15 protein-coding genes are annotated in these 15829 nt (G+C 34.5%); 1 reads left to right on the plus strand and 14 read right to left on the minus strand.

All coding sequences use genetic code 11. From position 1 onward, the window contains the following. Positions 1–101: 101 nt before the first annotated feature. The 3 genes from ACTNEP_RS04930 to ACTNEP_RS04940 all read right to left on the minus strand — a co-directional run bounded on the left by ACTNEP_RS04930 (position 102) and on the right by ACTNEP_RS04940 (position 2601). Positions 102–1691, minus strand: a complete 1590-nt coding sequence (locus tag ACTNEP_RS04930; RefSeq protein ID WP_441160602.1) for a hypothetical protein — start codon at positions 1689–1691, stop codon at positions 102–104. Positions 1692–1708: 17 nt separating this feature from the next. Beyond that, positions 1709–1873, minus strand: a complete 165-nt coding sequence (locus tag ACTNEP_RS04935) for a DUF5659 domain-containing protein (RefSeq protein WP_441160603.1) — start codon at positions 1871–1873, stop codon at positions 1709–1711. A gap of 272 nt (positions 1874–2145) precedes the next feature. Then, a complete protein-coding gene (locus tag ACTNEP_RS04940; protein ID WP_441160604.1) occupies positions 2146–2601 on the minus strand; it encodes a hypothetical protein in 456 nt (151 codons plus the stop codon). 249 nt (positions 2602–2850) lie between these two features. On the opposite strand from ACTNEP_RS04940, the gene ACTNEP_RS04945 reads away from it, so the two are divergent. Then, complete coding sequence (locus ACTNEP_RS04945; RefSeq protein WP_441160605.1) at positions 2851–3096, plus strand: helix-turn-helix domain-containing protein; 246 nt, start codon at positions 2851–2853, stop codon at positions 3094–3096. A gap of 210 nt (positions 3097–3306) precedes the next feature. On the opposite strand, the gene ACTNEP_RS04950 is transcribed toward ACTNEP_RS04945, so the two are convergent. The 11 genes from ACTNEP_RS04950 to xseA all read right to left on the minus strand — a co-directional run bounded on the left by ACTNEP_RS04950 (position 3307) and on the right by xseA (position 15824). Continuing rightward, positions 3307–4278 (minus strand): tyrosine-type recombinase/integrase, encoded by a 972-nt coding sequence (locus ACTNEP_RS04950; RefSeq protein WP_441160606.1) that lies wholly within the window; start codon positions 4276–4278, stop codon positions 3307–3309. A gap of 154 nt (positions 4279–4432) precedes the next feature. After that, entirely contained in the window at positions 4433–5215 is a 783-nt protein-coding gene (gene spo0A, locus ACTNEP_RS04955; protein ID WP_441160607.1) for a sporulation transcription factor Spo0A, read from the minus strand. A 425-nt stretch (positions 5216–5640) separates the two neighbouring features. Next, positions 5641–6927 carry a SpoIVB peptidase gene (spoIVB, locus tag ACTNEP_RS04960; protein ID WP_441160608.1) on the minus strand — a complete coding sequence of 429 codons (1287 nt, stop codon included), beginning with the start codon at positions 6925–6927 and terminating at the stop codon, positions 5641–5643. A gap of 136 nt (positions 6928–7063) precedes the next feature. Then, entirely contained in the window at positions 7064–8779 is a 1716-nt protein-coding gene (gene recN / locus ACTNEP_RS04965; RefSeq protein WP_441160610.1) for a DNA repair protein RecN, read from the minus strand. Positions 8780–8792: 13 nt separating this feature from the next. After that, positions 8793–9242 carry a transcriptional regulator AhrC/ArgR gene (ahrC, locus tag ACTNEP_RS04970; protein WP_441160611.1) on the minus strand — a complete coding sequence of 150 codons (450 nt, stop codon included), beginning with the start codon at positions 9240–9242 and terminating at the stop codon, positions 8793–8795. A gap of 69 nt (positions 9243–9311) precedes the next feature. Next, entirely contained in the window at positions 9312–10133 is an 822-nt protein-coding gene (locus tag ACTNEP_RS04975) for a TlyA family RNA methyltransferase (protein WP_441160613.1), read from the minus strand. Positions 10134–10139: 6 nt separating this feature from the next. Beyond that, entirely contained in the window at positions 10140–12038 is a 1899-nt protein-coding gene (gene dxs / locus ACTNEP_RS04980) for a 1-deoxy-D-xylulose-5-phosphate synthase (RefSeq protein ID WP_441160614.1), read from the minus strand. 41 nt (positions 12039–12079) lie between these two features. Beyond that, entirely contained in the window at positions 12080–12655 is a 576-nt protein-coding gene (locus ACTNEP_RS04985; RefSeq protein ID WP_441160615.1) for a hypothetical protein, read from the minus strand. A 702-nt stretch (positions 12656–13357) separates the two neighbouring features. Beyond that, complete coding sequence (locus tag ACTNEP_RS04990; RefSeq protein WP_441160616.1) at positions 13358–14242, minus strand: polyprenyl synthetase family protein; 885 nt, start codon at positions 14240–14242, stop codon at positions 13358–13360. Further along, a complete protein-coding gene (gene xseB / locus ACTNEP_RS04995; protein WP_441160617.1) occupies positions 14243–14479 on the minus strand; it encodes an exodeoxyribonuclease VII small subunit in 237 nt (78 codons plus the stop codon). Continuing rightward, positions 14472–15824: an exodeoxyribonuclease VII large subunit gene (gene xseA, locus ACTNEP_RS05000; RefSeq protein WP_441160619.1), complete on the minus strand. Its 1353-nt coding sequence runs from the start codon at positions 15822–15824 to the stop codon at positions 14472–14474. The genes xseB and xseA overlap by 8 nt, the downstream gene beginning before the upstream one ends. Positions 15825–15829: the final 5 nt, after the last annotated feature.

Genomic DNA, 15829 nt, shown 5'->3' on the forward strand with positions numbered 1-15829 from the left:
TTGCATATTAATTTTCAAAACTGAATTAAAGTGAAAAAGTCGGCACATTATTTCAGATTTCTAACTGGATTAAAGTGAAATTAGATGTCTGGGATAATGTGCTAATTTACATTATTCTCTACAAAAATCAATTCATGAATATTAGTATCAAGCAAATTAGCACCTTTCATTTCCTGTAGAATTGTATTAATTAATTCTTCATCATTAATAACTATGTGGAATGCTCCAGAAGGTTTTGCATTACGTTGTATACGTTTTATCGACTGATATATCTCAGCCCTAACATAACCTCTGTGCAAGTCATTTAATGTACTGTTGTTAAATCTTCCATTCTTAATATTTAATTTACGTTGACCAATTGATTGACCAGTGTATTGCATAAAATGAATCGGATAATGATTCATTGGTAAATTAGGTGAAGTTAAAAGCCAAACACTATCAAAATCTCTAAACTCGTTTCGTCCAACAAGATTACCGTACCAACTAATAGCAAATTGTTGATTGTTGTAGTCAGGATCTTTGTCTTTATCTTTCTTATCTTTCCATATAGAGCCACTGTCCACATGTTTACTTAATTCGTACGCTATGTCATTAGATAAGTCACGATAACCAATAAGTAATGTCCTCTCACTACTCATAGTCGATCCTATAACCTTCTCAATAATCTCTTTCAGATAAACGTCTTTATCCCTTTTCACGTTTGTTTTAGATGTATTGTATTTATACATGTGAAATTGTGAATTACTATGATCGATAATTTTTGGCATATTTATTATTTTAAATTTGTCTCGATTTGTCTTATACACACCATCCAACTTCGCTGAAGCATCTAAAATAATATTATTACCATCTACTCCCCAATAACCTTGATCTAAGTGATTAGTAGCAATGTTATGATTGTTATAGATATTCATGTTATTGTACCAATGTGGTAGTCCATCAATTAATGCTTCAACTAAGTTTCTATCCTTTACACCCAGCCTATTTACCTTCATGAAATCATTCAGATATTCAATCAACTCTTCAACTTGACTATTATTATTAAACCTAACTTTGTGTACTTGCCTATATTTCTTATCTTTATACATATCGTTTATATATTTTCCTAGTGGTTTACAAACACTATCTAATAAATCTCTATGATCAAAGTCAATTAATTCCCTAACTTTAGAATATAAGTTGTCTCGGTAAATTAAAGGTTGAAACTGTACTTTTTCATCTATGATTAAAATATTTCTACCTTCTGTGAAATTATTTCTCATTTTTTTGTTACTACATAAATTCATGTATCTTGCATGTGAGATAAATAAGACTCTGACTTGTTTTAATTCATCTACGTGTTTTTGCCAATAATCTTTCCAATTATCTCTATCAATAGCTACTGCTATATTCCCACTCATCCATTCAATATCATTTATAAATTCGGCAGATTTACTTGCTTCAGAATTAAATTTCTTGACGACAAGAAACTTCTTTGAGTTTGGATCTAAAGCACTTTCTTCTATGTATTGTTTTATAATTAAATCTGTATATCTACTCTTACCAATTCCAGCTTCTAATCCTAATACTTTAAATTTTTCTTTACCACTTGGATAATTAAATATTTCTTTCTCCAATTGATTTATTTGTTTTAAGAATGATTCACCGTATTCTTTATACAATTCATCATTGTTAATATTGGTTGATAACATTTGTTGGTCTACCCTCCTTACTTAGTTATTTTGTACAATTGGATTGCCTCCGTTATTTCATTAGATTCTTTGAATAAAAACACATTTCTTCCTGATCCGTCATTTGCTTTATCTGTTTTAAGTAATACAAATCCTCTTTGCATTAACCACCCTGCCAATTTCATACTTTTGACTACCTTCATTTACTACTTCCCTCCCCTTTTTAATAACGTATATTTCAATCTTAATAACGAACATAACTATCCGATAAAACCTTCATTTAATTTGGTTATCTTGTATTGAACTATTGACTTTGACTATATTTGATCTTTCTTATTGTATTATAATGTTAAATGATGAAAAATGCAGGTAAGATTTTAATTTTTTTGAATTTTTTTGTATTCTTATTAAAATAAATATAGATAAGCACCCCAAAACCCTATTATACCAAGGATTCGAGGTGCTATTTTTTATATTAAATCATTAATTTTTCTTCTAATGTTGTGGGTTTTTTTATGAGATGGCTTTCCTTGACAACATTCCAGTTTTTCAATAAACTTAATATAGTGTAGTTTTTATTCATCATGGAATAGTGGTATATTTCTTTTTCTGTCTTACCACTATCTTCTATTGTTTTTACATCTTGATCTTTTAAAGGTTCTTGAGACAATCCCTCAAGAGCCATTTTTTTATCTTTTTTACATGTGATCAAAAAATCACTTAATTCCATTTTATTGTCCTCTCTTTTCTTGAGCCTCAATTGATAAATCGCTGCTATAGGATTTTTTCCAATGTTCGCAAAAAATTCTTTTTGAAAATAGTCAACATCTTCTTCTGTACTCATTAAGTATAATGCCATATTCTGGTGAGACTGATTATAGCCCTCTAGTAGTTCAAGTAATTCCTGCTTACGTGTTGTAAAGTTCGTCATTTAAAATTCCTCCCCATTTTTAGTTAATCATTGATATGAGATTCAAAAATACGATTGAGCTAAAAACATAATAATTAGAACAAATCTCTTAAATGTTTCGGCTTTGCATCTCCTTTATAACTTTTATAGTTTAACTAAATTAGTTAAACTAATAATACAACGATACACGTTAAATGTCAAGAATTTTTAACTATATTAGTTAAACTCGTTTTGTTATAATATAATCAATTAAAAAAGGAGTGGATTTTCGTGAAAAAAGTAAAAAGTACACTAAATGAAACATTGAAAATGTTGGGGATTAGTAAGAACAAATTGGCTGTAGAATCTAAAATTAGACCAAATACCATCAGTGATTTAGCAAATGGTAAATCACAAGCAATTAATTTTGAAACATTAGAGAACATAATCAACACCTTAGATCGTTTAGCAATAGAAAATAATATTAATAAATCACATAGTGTTTCAGATGTGTTTAAGGTTCAAGATCAAGATTAATCAGTTATAACGTATTGGACAACCTTCTTATTAAAAAAATCCAGCCACAAAAGACATTCACTATAGCTAAGCTAAAATGTCTAATTATGGCTGGTTGTTTGTTAATACCTGTTCTTTTACTTTTTTATTTTTAAAAAATTTTTTGTGATTTACTAACTAAAAACTATCTGTTTTTGTCTTTTTTTTAATTTTCTCATTGTTATTATCCCCTTAGATATCCAAATTATTAAGTGGTGAATGTTGTTGGTATTTTTTACTTATCTCTGAGTCCACAAAATCAAGATAAATTTGTTGGGTAACTTCTACGCTTGAGTGATCTAACAGTCGGCTTAGCGTAGCAAAATCTCCACCATTCAGTAAATAGTACTTAGCAAAATTATTTCTGAGCTGATGAGGTCTTACATCTATACCTGACAACTTGGAATGCTTTCTAAATGCTGATTCAATTGTCCTAATATCCATTTTATTTCCTCTTATGGATGGGAAAACATATGGACTATTCGTGTAACGATCACTGTATTCGAGCCAAGACTTGAGATATCTTCCTGTTTGAGCTGAAAAATAAACAAATCGTTCTTTTTTATTTTTGGTTATCCTAAGCAGTAAAGCATTGTTTCGAAAGTCAATATCTGCTGGCACAATCTCATTTAATTCACTGATACGTGATCCAGTATCCAATATTAACCTTGCGAAAATCCACGTACGGAACTCATGAAATTTTGACATATCAAACGAACGGAAGAACATTTGCAATTCCTGCTCTGATAACAATGATTTAACTTTACGTTGTGGCTTTATTTTTTCAATACCTTCACATGGATTTTTTCTTATTATTTTTTCTTTATACAGATAGCTAAAAAACGCATTAATATTTCTTTGATAATTGGCTAATGTGGTTTCACTGACCTTTTTACCTGTGTCAGATCTGTTTTGTAAGTTATTGATATGCTTAGTTTGTTCGTTCGCTATTGCACTATACTTACCTCGCTCACGTATGTAGGTAAAATAAGCTTTAATATGTTCAGTTTTAACCTTTTTGACATCCTTTATGTAATGAATGTCCTCCAGATAGCGCATAAATAACCTTAGTGATTGATCATATGATCTCATTGTCTTTTGAGACAAACCTCTACTGTTACAATCTGTCATGTAATTATCAATTTCAATCAAAAAATTAAACACAAAAAATCCTCCTTTATCATCATTAAGACGATAAAAGAGGACTGAAAGATTAATTGTCCTATATAAATTTACTTGTTATCACATTCAACATAGTTTATTAGCATATTTGAGTCGTGGAAAATATTTCAGGTTAATAAACCTTGTCATATCAACGCTAGCTAGCGCGATGCTCTAATCTTAATCTGTCAGCAACCATCGCAATAAATTCGGAGTTGGTCGGTTTTGCTTTAGAGACACTTACTGTATAACCGAATAATGAAGAAATGGAGTCCATATTGCCTCTGCTCCAAGCCACTTCAATAGCATGACGTATAGCTCTTTCTACACGTGAAGCAGTTGTATTAAATTTTGAAGCAATATCTGGATATAAGACTTTAGTAATTGACCCAAGTAATTCAATGTCATTATATACCATTGTGATCGCTTCACGGAGGTACATATAACCTTTAATGTGCGCTGGTACACCGATTTCATGAATAATGTGTGTAATGCTTGCTTCTAAATCGAATTTTCTGTTATTACTGCTATTGTTCGATTTATGGTCATTATGTACAGCAGTTTGAATTCCATGAACTTGTCTTATTTGTTCTGCAAGATGTTCTAAATCGAATGGCTTCAAAATGAAATACGACGCACCTAAACCAACTGCTTTTTTAGTCACTTCTTCTTGACCAAATGCAGTAAGCATAATTACATTAATGTGTCTTGTGTTGTCATTTTGTTTAAGTTTAGAAAGTACAGCTAAGCCATCTATATGAGGCATAATAATGTCTAATACTACTACATCTGGGTTTAACTCTTCAAGCTTATCAAGACATTCTTTCCCATTATATGCCTTACCTACTACTTCAATATCACTCTGATCAAATAGGTAATCATCCATTAAATCCACAAGCTCTTGATTGTCATCTACTAACATAACTTTAGTCTTTTCCACAAAAAGTTCCTCCTTCAATTATGCTACAATTTTGCTTCCACCTAATAATTTCGACAAAAGGAAGAAAAATCCTGCTTAACTTTATTAAAAAAATATCTTTTTTTAAAAATATGGAAATGTCGAAAAATCTTTCATATAGCATAACAACATTTTTATCCTAAAGCAAGGAGATTGGGACATAAGCTGCTATACGTATTAATAGAGTGCAAAGCAGCCGCTCTGGCTAATCGTTTCGCTTTCCAAGGGCAAAACCCGCTGGACAGTTGGAGCGATTGTTACGCAACTATAGCCCATTACGACGAACATAAGTTAGTGCGTAATATATTCCTAATAAATTGGAAAATCCAAACGATTTCAAGGTCTATTTGAATAATCGTTTGGATTTTTTTGCATTTCTTTTGTCCTAGCCTCTATCAATTAGCTAGCTAGCTTGCTTTCTTATTTTTTTGTTGGTAAATGTTTATTCCTGCTTCATTCAGCATCCATTCAATATGAACACCATAACCACTGGTCGGATCATTGACAAAAACGTGCGTAACCGCGCCAATAACTTTATCATCTTGGATTATAGGACTACCACTCATCCCTTGTACAATTCCACCTGTTGCCTCTAATAATCGTTCATCTGTAATTTCTAAAATGATCCCTTTTGTAGCAGGTGCTGTTTGCTCAATGCTATTGACGATTTCTACATCAAATGCCTCCACTTTTTCCCCATCAATTACTGTTAATATTTGGGCTGGACCTTCTTTCACTTCATTTGGAAGTGCTATCGGCATCGGTTTAGACCATTTGCCTTCTTTAGGTGGCTCTTTTAAGGTACCAAAAATCCCAAAAGGAGAATTTTTAGTTATGTTACCTAATTGTACATCGTTAAATTTAAAATCTGCTTTCTTCTCACCAGGAATACCATGTTCGCCCTTTTTTATATCTGTAATTTGTGAACGAACGATCGAACCATCATTAATTTCCACAGGCTTTCTAGTATCCATATCGGAAATAATATGACCTAGTGCACCATATTTTTCTGATTTAGGATCGTAAAAAGTCATGGTACCAATTCCAGCGGCTGAGTCACGAATGTATAATCCAATTCGGTAACCATCTTCTTTAACATCAAATTGAGGATTTAGATCCGTCTCAATCGTTTGATCGCCTCGTTTAATCTCCAAGCTTAATGATTCGTTGTTCTCACCAGCTTCTTTTACCATAGGTGCAACTTCTTCCATACTCTTAATCGTCTTATCGTTTATTGAAATTATACTGTCGCCAACTTCAACATTTGCTTGTTCACCTGGAGATATGGTGCCATTATCAGTCGTAACTAAATGATGCCCTACAACTAGTACTCCTTGTGTTTGCAAGTTAATTCCTATTGATTGGCCACCAGGTATAATCCGGAAGTCATCAAATACTTCCACATCGACTTTTTTTAGTGGTACTTGTCCGAGGGTGTATGTGACCTCATCATTGCCACTTTCTTCAAGTGAATAGTTCATTAAATCTGTAGCATATTGGACTGCATCTTCATTCGTTGCGGATACCGTCACATCATTTCCTAACAAAGGTAATGAAACGGATTCTGATTGAGAAAATGTTTTAATTTCGTTTGGGATGGAAAGGTATATTTGAAATGGTGAATACCATGGGAGCACAAATAATATGACAAGGAGTATTAATCCTATACTTTTTCTTACATAATCATATTTCACAACATCGCCCTCCTTGTAATACAGAACTGTTTTTGATCTGTATCATTAATTTGACCTTAAGGAGGGCTTTTTAAACCCGTTAAACATAACAAAATCGGGTGAACTTTTCCACTTGTAGAAATGTTTTGCCGGGATATTATTTTTTGTGATTCATTTCAATTAATTCTTTTGCATGTATTCTGGATGTTTCAGTTAGTTCATTACCTGTAATCATTTTACCTATCTCGTCAATACGTTGTTCAAATGTAAGTTCCTGTATCATCGTATGCGTTCGATTGCCCTTAATAACTTTTTCGATTTTCAAATGTGTATCTGCAATAGATGCAACTTGAGGAAGGTGTGTAATACAAAGAACCTGTGACCCGACTGAAATGTTATAAATTTTATCTGCCATTGACTGAGCTACGCGTCCACTTACTCCAGTATCTACTTCATCAAATATAACACTGGTTATTCCCTGATGTTGTGAGAAAATGTGTTTTAATGCCAACATTACCCGTGACATTTCACCGCCAGAAGCAATACGATCAAGCTCTTTTACTGGTTCACCGGGGTTGGTCGAAATTAAAAACCTTACTTGATCTATGCCATTTTCGTTTGGATATACTTTTTTTCCTTCGAAGGATATACCCTTTTCTTTATTAGGGATCGAGACATTCACTTGGAAATCCGTTTTTTCCAAATAAAGATCTTTTAATTCTGTCATTACAGCTTTTTCTAATTGTTTCGCTGCTTTCTTTCTGATAGTATGTAACTCTTTTGCTTCTAATAGTAAATCATTTGCTGCTTCTTGAAGCATTGCAGATAAATTGGCAAGATGTTGATCACGGTTTTTGAGCGCATCCAATTCTTCTTCAATCTTAGCACTGTACGTCATAATTTCTTCCACACTTTGGCCATACTTTCTTTTTAATTGATCAATTTCATGTAGTCTTGATTCAATTAATTCAAGCCGACCTGGTTCGTAATCCATATTTTCAAGCTGTTGTCTTATTTGATAAGATAGCTCTTCAATTAAATAGTAATGATCGACAAATTGTTGATGTATTTGTTGAATATCTTTATTATGCTCTCCTGCTTCCTCCAGACTACTAGCTGCAAGTGATAACCAATCCAACCCTTTCTGTTCACCATGGAGTGCATTATAAGCATCTTTCAAATTTTGATGAATGGTTTCAAAATGATGTAATTCATTACGTTCCTTACTTAGATTTTCATCTTCGTGAGGTTGTAAGTCTGCATTTTGAATTTCGTTTAATTGAAACTCCAACAAATCGATTCGCTGTGCCATTTCCTGTTCGTTTTTATTATTGGCTTCATATTTTTCTTGCAGATCTTTCCATTGCTGATATAACTTTTGATAGTCCTTCTTAAAGTTAGAATGATTGGACTGATAAAAAAAGTCCAATAACTCAATATGCTTATCCTGATTTAATAATGCTTGTGTTTCATGTTGACTATGTATATCTAAGACAGTTTGTCCAATCTCTTTTAAAATCGCTAGAGTCGTTAACTTCCCGTTGATCCGGCAGATACTTTTTCCTGAATGTGAAATAGTACGGTGCAGAACAAGCATATGATCTTCCATTATCTCCACACCTAATTCTTTTGCCTTTCGATAAACAGGATGAGAAGTGTCATCAATAATAAATAAACCTTCTAATTCTGCCTTCTTCTCACCATGACGAACATATTCAACCGATCCCCTTCCACCAATCAATAAACCTATTGCATCAATGATGATTGATTTTCCAGCACCCGTTTCACCTGTTAATACGGTCAAACCCTTTTGAAATGGAATATGAAGTTCATCAATGATAGCAAAATTTTTTATGGTTAATTCGGTCAACATATGCTGATCACCTCTATAACATATCTAAAAATTTATTTTTAAGTGCTTCTGCTTCTTCTGTCGTCTTACATATGATGAGAATCGTATCATCACCACAAATAGATCCGACAATTTCTTCCCATCCCAAATTATCAATTAATGCACCCATTGCCTGAGCATTTCCAGGCAAAGTTTTCATTACAATAAAATGAGTGGCAGTATCTATACTAATAAATGCATCCATAATAAATCGTTTTAATTTGTTTAAAGGATTAAACTTCTGGTCTGCTGGTAAACTATACTTATATCTACCATCTGCAGTTGGAACCTTTACCAAATGTAATTCCTTTATATCTCGAGAAATAGTTGCCTGAGTAATTCCATACCCTTGACTTCTTAATTCTTCAACCAAATCGTCCTGCGTCTCAATTTCATTTTCTGTGATAATTTCTCGAATTTTGATATGTCGCTGAGCTTTATTCATATTCCTTCCTCCCGCACTTTACTAGCCTATACCCTTAAAAATGGCTATCTTTAACAGTTGTCCAGCTAATTATTGATCTAATACCTGATGGGATTCCGCTACTACTTGTTCTGTTAAAGACAATACGTCCATTTTCTCTTTTCGATCGGATGCTGATTTTTCCAATAAGGCTAAGTATTCAATATTACCATCTCCACCAGTTATCGGCGAAAAGGTCAAATTCAAAATTTGAAACCCTGTTTCTTCAGCAAACGACAATATATCCCTTAATACGTGTAAATGAACGGAAGGATCTCTTACTATTCCTTTTTTACCTACTTGTTCTCTGCCTGCTTCAAACTGTGGTTTAATCAAAATTACCGCTTTACTGCCTGAGCTTAACAAACGGAACAGTGGTGGTAAAATTAATCGTAAAGAAATAAAAGAGACATCAACTGTAGCAAAATCAGGTATATCGTTTGTTAACATATCTGGCGTAACGTAACGGAAGTTAGTTCTTTCCATTACAACTACACGAGGGTCATTTCGTAGTTTCCAATCTAATTGATTATAACCGACATCGATTGCGTAGCTTAAGCTTACACCATTTTGTAAAGCGCAGTCGGTAAATCCACCAGTGGAAGAACCGACATCCACCATAATTTTGCCCTTTAAATCTAATGCAAAATATTCAATCGCCTTTTCTAATTTAAGTCCTCCGCGACCTACATATGGTATTGCTTTACCTTTTATTTCTATAGGTATATCATCGTTTACTTTCGTACCAGGCTTATCCAATCTTTGTCCCTCAGAAAATACAAGTCCTGCCATTATCGTTCTTTTAGCTTTCTCTCTAGAGTCACTCAATCCTCGATCAACGATTAATTGGTCTAAGCGCATTTTTTTACTCATTAGTTATCATGCCCTTTTTTGTTCACCATTACTTATGGATAATAGTTTTTTAATTTCAAGAACAATTTGTTCTTGTGTCAGATTTATTTCTTCTAGTAATTCTTTTACACTACCGTGTTCAATAAAGCGGTCAGGAATGCCCATTCGTTTCATTTGTGGATGATAGTCATTTTCCTCTGCAAATTCCAGCACAGCTGACCCAAATCCACCTTTTAATACTGCTTCCTCTACAGTTAAAATGGGAATTTCTTTGCTCATTATCTCATGAAGCATTTCTTCATCTAACGGCTTGATAAATCGAGCATTAATCACTTCAACATTCATTCCTTGTTTTTGTAAATATTCACTTGCAGCAAGTGACATATCAATGGTTGTACCAAATGTTAAAATAACTGCGTCGGTACCTTGTTTTAACACTTCCCATTTACCAATAGGCAATGTTTTTAACTCTTGATCCATTTCAACCCCTAATCCATTCCCTCTTGGAAAGCGAACAGCTATCGGACCATCATTATAGGAAATTGCAGTATGCACCATGTGCTGACACTCATTTTCATTTTTGGGCATCATGATCACCATATTAGGGAGATGACGTAAAAATGCAATATCAAATACTCCTTGATGTGTTTCCCCATCAGCTCCTACTAACCCTGCACGATCAATTCCAAAAGCAACGTTCAAATTTTGACGGCATACATCATGTACTAATTGATCGTAAGCTCTTTGTAGAAACGTCGAATATATTGCAAGGAAAGGTTTCATACCCTGGGTTGCCAAACCAGCTGCTAGTGTAGTTGCATGCTGTTCAGCGATACCAACATCAAACAATCGTTCTGGATATTTTTCTTGGAATTTATCCAGTTTTGAGCCAAGTATCATGGCGGGTGTAATAACTGCCAGCCGTTCTTCTTTGTCAGCGATATTTTCTAATGTGTCACTTACTACTTGACTCCAAGCTGGAGCATCATTAGCAGGCTTTATCTTTTCGCCAGAGTCAATTTTATATGGTCCTACTCCGTGCCATTTATCTTTTTTATCAGATTCTGCGGGATAATATCCTTTACCTTTTTGTGTGATTACATGAACAAGCACAGGTCCCTGTGTTTTTTTAGCATATTCAATATGTTCTTGTAAATCTTTAAAATCATGACCATCAACAGGTCCAAAGTAGGTGAAGCCAAACTCTTCAAACAACATTCCAGGAACCATGAAATACTTCATACTATCCTTCATTCGTTCTGCTGTTTGAGCAATCCTACCACCAACTGCCGGAATCCTTTTCAGCAGAATTTCCAACTCATCTTTCACACGATTATATTTTCCTGCGCTTCTCATTCTACCCAATGCATTATGCAATGCTCCCACATTGCCAGCTATAGACATCTCATTATCATTAAGAATAACGGTTATATTCTTCTTCTCATGACCGATATGATTGAGTGCTTCTAACGCCATACCACCAGTTAATGCTCCGTCACCTATTATTGGAACAACATAATTATCCTCTTGCTTCATGTCCCTAGCAATAGCCATTCCCATTGCTGCAGAAAGGGATGTTGAGCTATGTCCAGTTTCCCAGACATCATGAGCACTTTCCGTCATCTTAGGAAATCCGCACAATCCTTTATACTGTCTCAGTGTATCAAATTGCTCCGTACGTCCTGTTAAGATTTTATGAATGTAGGATTGGTGACCGACATCAAAAATTAACTTGTCCTCCGGACTGTTAAAATGCTTATGGAGAGCAATAGTTAATTCCACTACTCCTAAGTTAGCACCCAAATGCCCACCTGTTATAGATAGTTTTTCAATTAAAAACTGACGTATTTCGCCAGCTAAAAATTCAAGTTCTTCATTGTTTAATTTTTTTAAAAATATTGGATTTTTTATCTTGGTTAGATCCATAAAGGAATCCTCCCTACTATTATTCAAGATTCGACTTACATTTATTTCGACAATACTTTTATTTTAATTTTTTCTTCTAAAAATGCAATTATTTTACCAACGAGAAAAATTATTTTTGTAGATGAATGAATGGCCAAAAACTTCCCAATAGCCTTTCCACCAACTGTCAGAGCGGCTACAAGGCTCGTAAGTACAACATTAATAACTAAATGAAATGTTGTTCCTTCCCCATAACCAAATCCATTGGCAATTTGCAATACTACAATAGCAGATGCTGTTCCACTTATTATACCAGAAATATCTCCAATCACATCATTACAAAAGCTGGCGAAGCGGTCAGCATTTCTAACTATTTGAATCGCTTGCCTGGAACCGCTTACCTTCTCTGCTGCCATTGCATGAAACGGAACTTCATCTGCAGCCGTTGCAGCTATCCCTAGCATATCAAAAAAGACCCCAATCAATACAATAATTAACACGATCACTAGTCCAATGATCGACATTACTCCACTTAATATGGACGAAGATATTATGGAAAAAATAGCCGCTAACACAAACGTGATAACGGCAATACTTAAACTGAATTTCATGGATTTTTGTAATTGTTTTTTATTCATATCATACCTCGTTATCTGATTCCATTATGTATAAATTAGGAATGGAATGGTCATTTAAAAGGTAAAAACTGCGGCTTAGGTCCAGTAGGTTTTCCCAGGCAGGTACCGAGTGTTGCCACTCTGGCGGTTCCCCTTTAAACCCACCTTAGCGATGTCACCATGCGCTAGACTGGATTACCACTTAGTCCACACTATAATCCCCTTTAAATGTCCATATTTATTCAGGAACAGTCTAGGAGATTTCCTCGACAATCTTTAACCGTTTCCTAGCCTCTTTTGCAGTACGAATTTCATATAGAAAAATATGTCCTGTACTGGTGGCCATCCAGTTACGAACACTTGTTACCTATAATCCCCTTCGCACCACTCAAGGCAGGCTACGCTACGAATAAGAATACCCGATCCTTATTGCGTAGGTTCATACCCCATTCCATACCTTATTCTTGGCTAAGAATAACATACAGATATGGGCCTCCGCGGAAGAAGGGTCGTCGCCCACATGCCTTTGTGGATCGCCCTTCAACCTTAACTCCCAGCATCGACCCAAGGCTGGGCGCCTCAAGCCAACACAAGGAACTTCATCGATGTGCCCTTTGGCAGATTTTTAGGCCCGCCTTCAGAAACGGAGGATTGACTAGAATACTGCACCATCCCACTTACTTACTTTAAATATAACATATTTCACGTTTTTTCACAATGTTATTACTGATTACGGGTACTTAAATAACTAGTCAATAACGCTAAATCAGTGTTTTCTATACCTACATCATGCAAACATTGAAGAGCATCTTTTACATATTTTTCTTTATATTCTTTTGCTTCTTTTAATCCTAGTATGCTGGGATAGGTGCTCTTTTCATTTGTAATATCACTACCAACCTGTTTACCAATGATGGCTTGATCCCCTTCAATGTCCAAAATATCATCTTGGATTTGAAATATAATTCCTAGATAATCACCAAACTTCTTTAATATTCTCATTTCTTCTTGGGAAACGCCTGCTAAAAAACCACCGATTTCTACTGCAAAAGAAATAAGTCTTCCTGTTTTTAAGTGGTGGATACGTTCTAAGTCGTGAATCGTAATAAGTTGATTTTCTGCTTCCATATCTAAAAATTGTCCGGCAACCATTCCTTCTAATCCACTTCCTTTTGCAAGCTTTTTAACGATGATGACTTTTTCACTATCAGTGTATAGATCCGATGAAGTGATAACATGGAAACTATTGGTTAACAAACCATCACCAGCTAATATGGCGGTAGCTTCATCAAATTTTTTGTGATTCGTAAGTTGTCCCCTTCTATACGTATCATTATCCATTGCAGGTAAGTCATCATGTATTAAGGAATACGTATGAATCATTTCTAATGCTATTGCTGCAGGATACACTTTCGTGGTATCTCCACCAAGCCCTTCACAGGTTAATTTCATTAAAAGTGGACGCAATCGTTTTCCGCCTGCTTCGATAGAGTATAGAACCGATTCACGTAATCGATCGGGGATATCTAATTGCTTAATATATGATGTTAGCGCGTTATTAAGTTGATGCTGTTCTTTATCTAACAGAGCTTGTAATGTGTTGTCCACTTATTTTTCCTCCTGAATCTCAAAGCTTTCACGTTCATTATCCTCACGCAATATTTCTTTCATTTGTTTTTCCGCATTTACTAATTTTTCGTGACATATTTTAGATAATTCAGATCCTTCTGCATAATACTTCATTGCTTGTTCTAGAGGAATTTCCCCATCCTCCATTTTATTAACAATCGTTTCTAACTGCTCAAGTGCTTCTTCAAATGATAATTCCTTTTTTGTATTACTCATTATTCTCTCCCTTTATAATTTCTTCTGCTCTAGCTTCTACATATCCGTCTGCAAATTGGACGATAAATGGCTTGTCTTTCTTCATCTGCTCCACACTTCGAACTATTTCAGTTTCTTGGATATAAGTAATGGAATATCCTCTCTTCATAATTCGCGTAGGATTTAATAAATCGAGCTCTGCTAAGCTTTTACTAAACATATTTTTCTTCTGATTTAATTGTTGATTACTTGCACGAGTTAATCTTTTCTTTAAATCTTGAACGTGTTGATTTTGTTTATCTATTTGCCTGTCAAGATTTAGACGATGATAACGCTGATTCAAATATTGGTAATACTCCCTTTTACCTTGAACGATGTAAAGTAATTGTTTTTTCAACTGATCCACTGCACGGTCAAGTCTTTGCTCCTTTTCCTCCACTAATCGGGTAGGATATTTAAAGACATAAGAACTTTCAATCGATGCTAATCTCTCTCGAGAGCGTACTAATTTATGTCGAATATTGTTCTCAATAAATTGATTAATTTTTTTCAGCTTTTCTAATAAATCGAATTGTGAGGGTACAGCTAATTCGGCTGCAGCCGTCGGTGTTGGCGCACGTAAATCAGCCACCATATCGCTAATCGTTATATCTGTTTCATGACCAACTGCAGAAATGACAGGAAGCTCAGACTGAGAAATTGCCCTAGCAACTTCCTCTTCATTAAAGGACCATAATTCTTCTAATGACCCGCCACCTCTTCCAACAATAATAAGATCCAGATTATCGATCTGATTTGCTTTTTTTATTCCGTTTGCAATAGAGGATGCAGCTTGTTTTCCTTGTACTAATACAGGAATGATTAAAATATTTGCTATTGGATAACGTCTTTCCATCGTTGTTAAGATATCACGGATAGCTGCACCAGTTGGAGAGGTTATAACTGCTATATGCTGTGGGTAATTTGGTAATGCTTTTTTATGTATTGGGTCAAAAAGACCTTCCTTTGAAAGTTTTTCTTTAAGTTGCTCAAAAGCTAAGTGAAGCGCACCAATTCCATCTGGCTGCAATTCTTGTATATATAGCTGATATTGTCCCTGCGATTCGAAGACACTGACATAACCAGTGATCAGTACCTTCATTCCATTCTCTGGCTGAAAGGCAAGATCTTGATTTTGCCTATGAAACATTACCGCACGTATACTGGTGTAATCATCTTTAATGGTCATATACATGTGACCTCTAGAATGGTGTTTAAAGTTAGATATTTCTCCTCTTAACCAGATATGATTAAGATGATTATCGACATCAAATTTCTTTTTAATATACTTGGTTAAAGCGGTCACAGATAAATACTTATCTTCCACAACAT

Origin of the sequence: Gracilibacillus sp. HCP3S3_G5_2, assembly GCF_052063305.1 — a bacterium.
GTDB lineage: Bacteria > Bacillota > Bacilli > Bacillales > Amphibacillaceae > Gracilibacillus.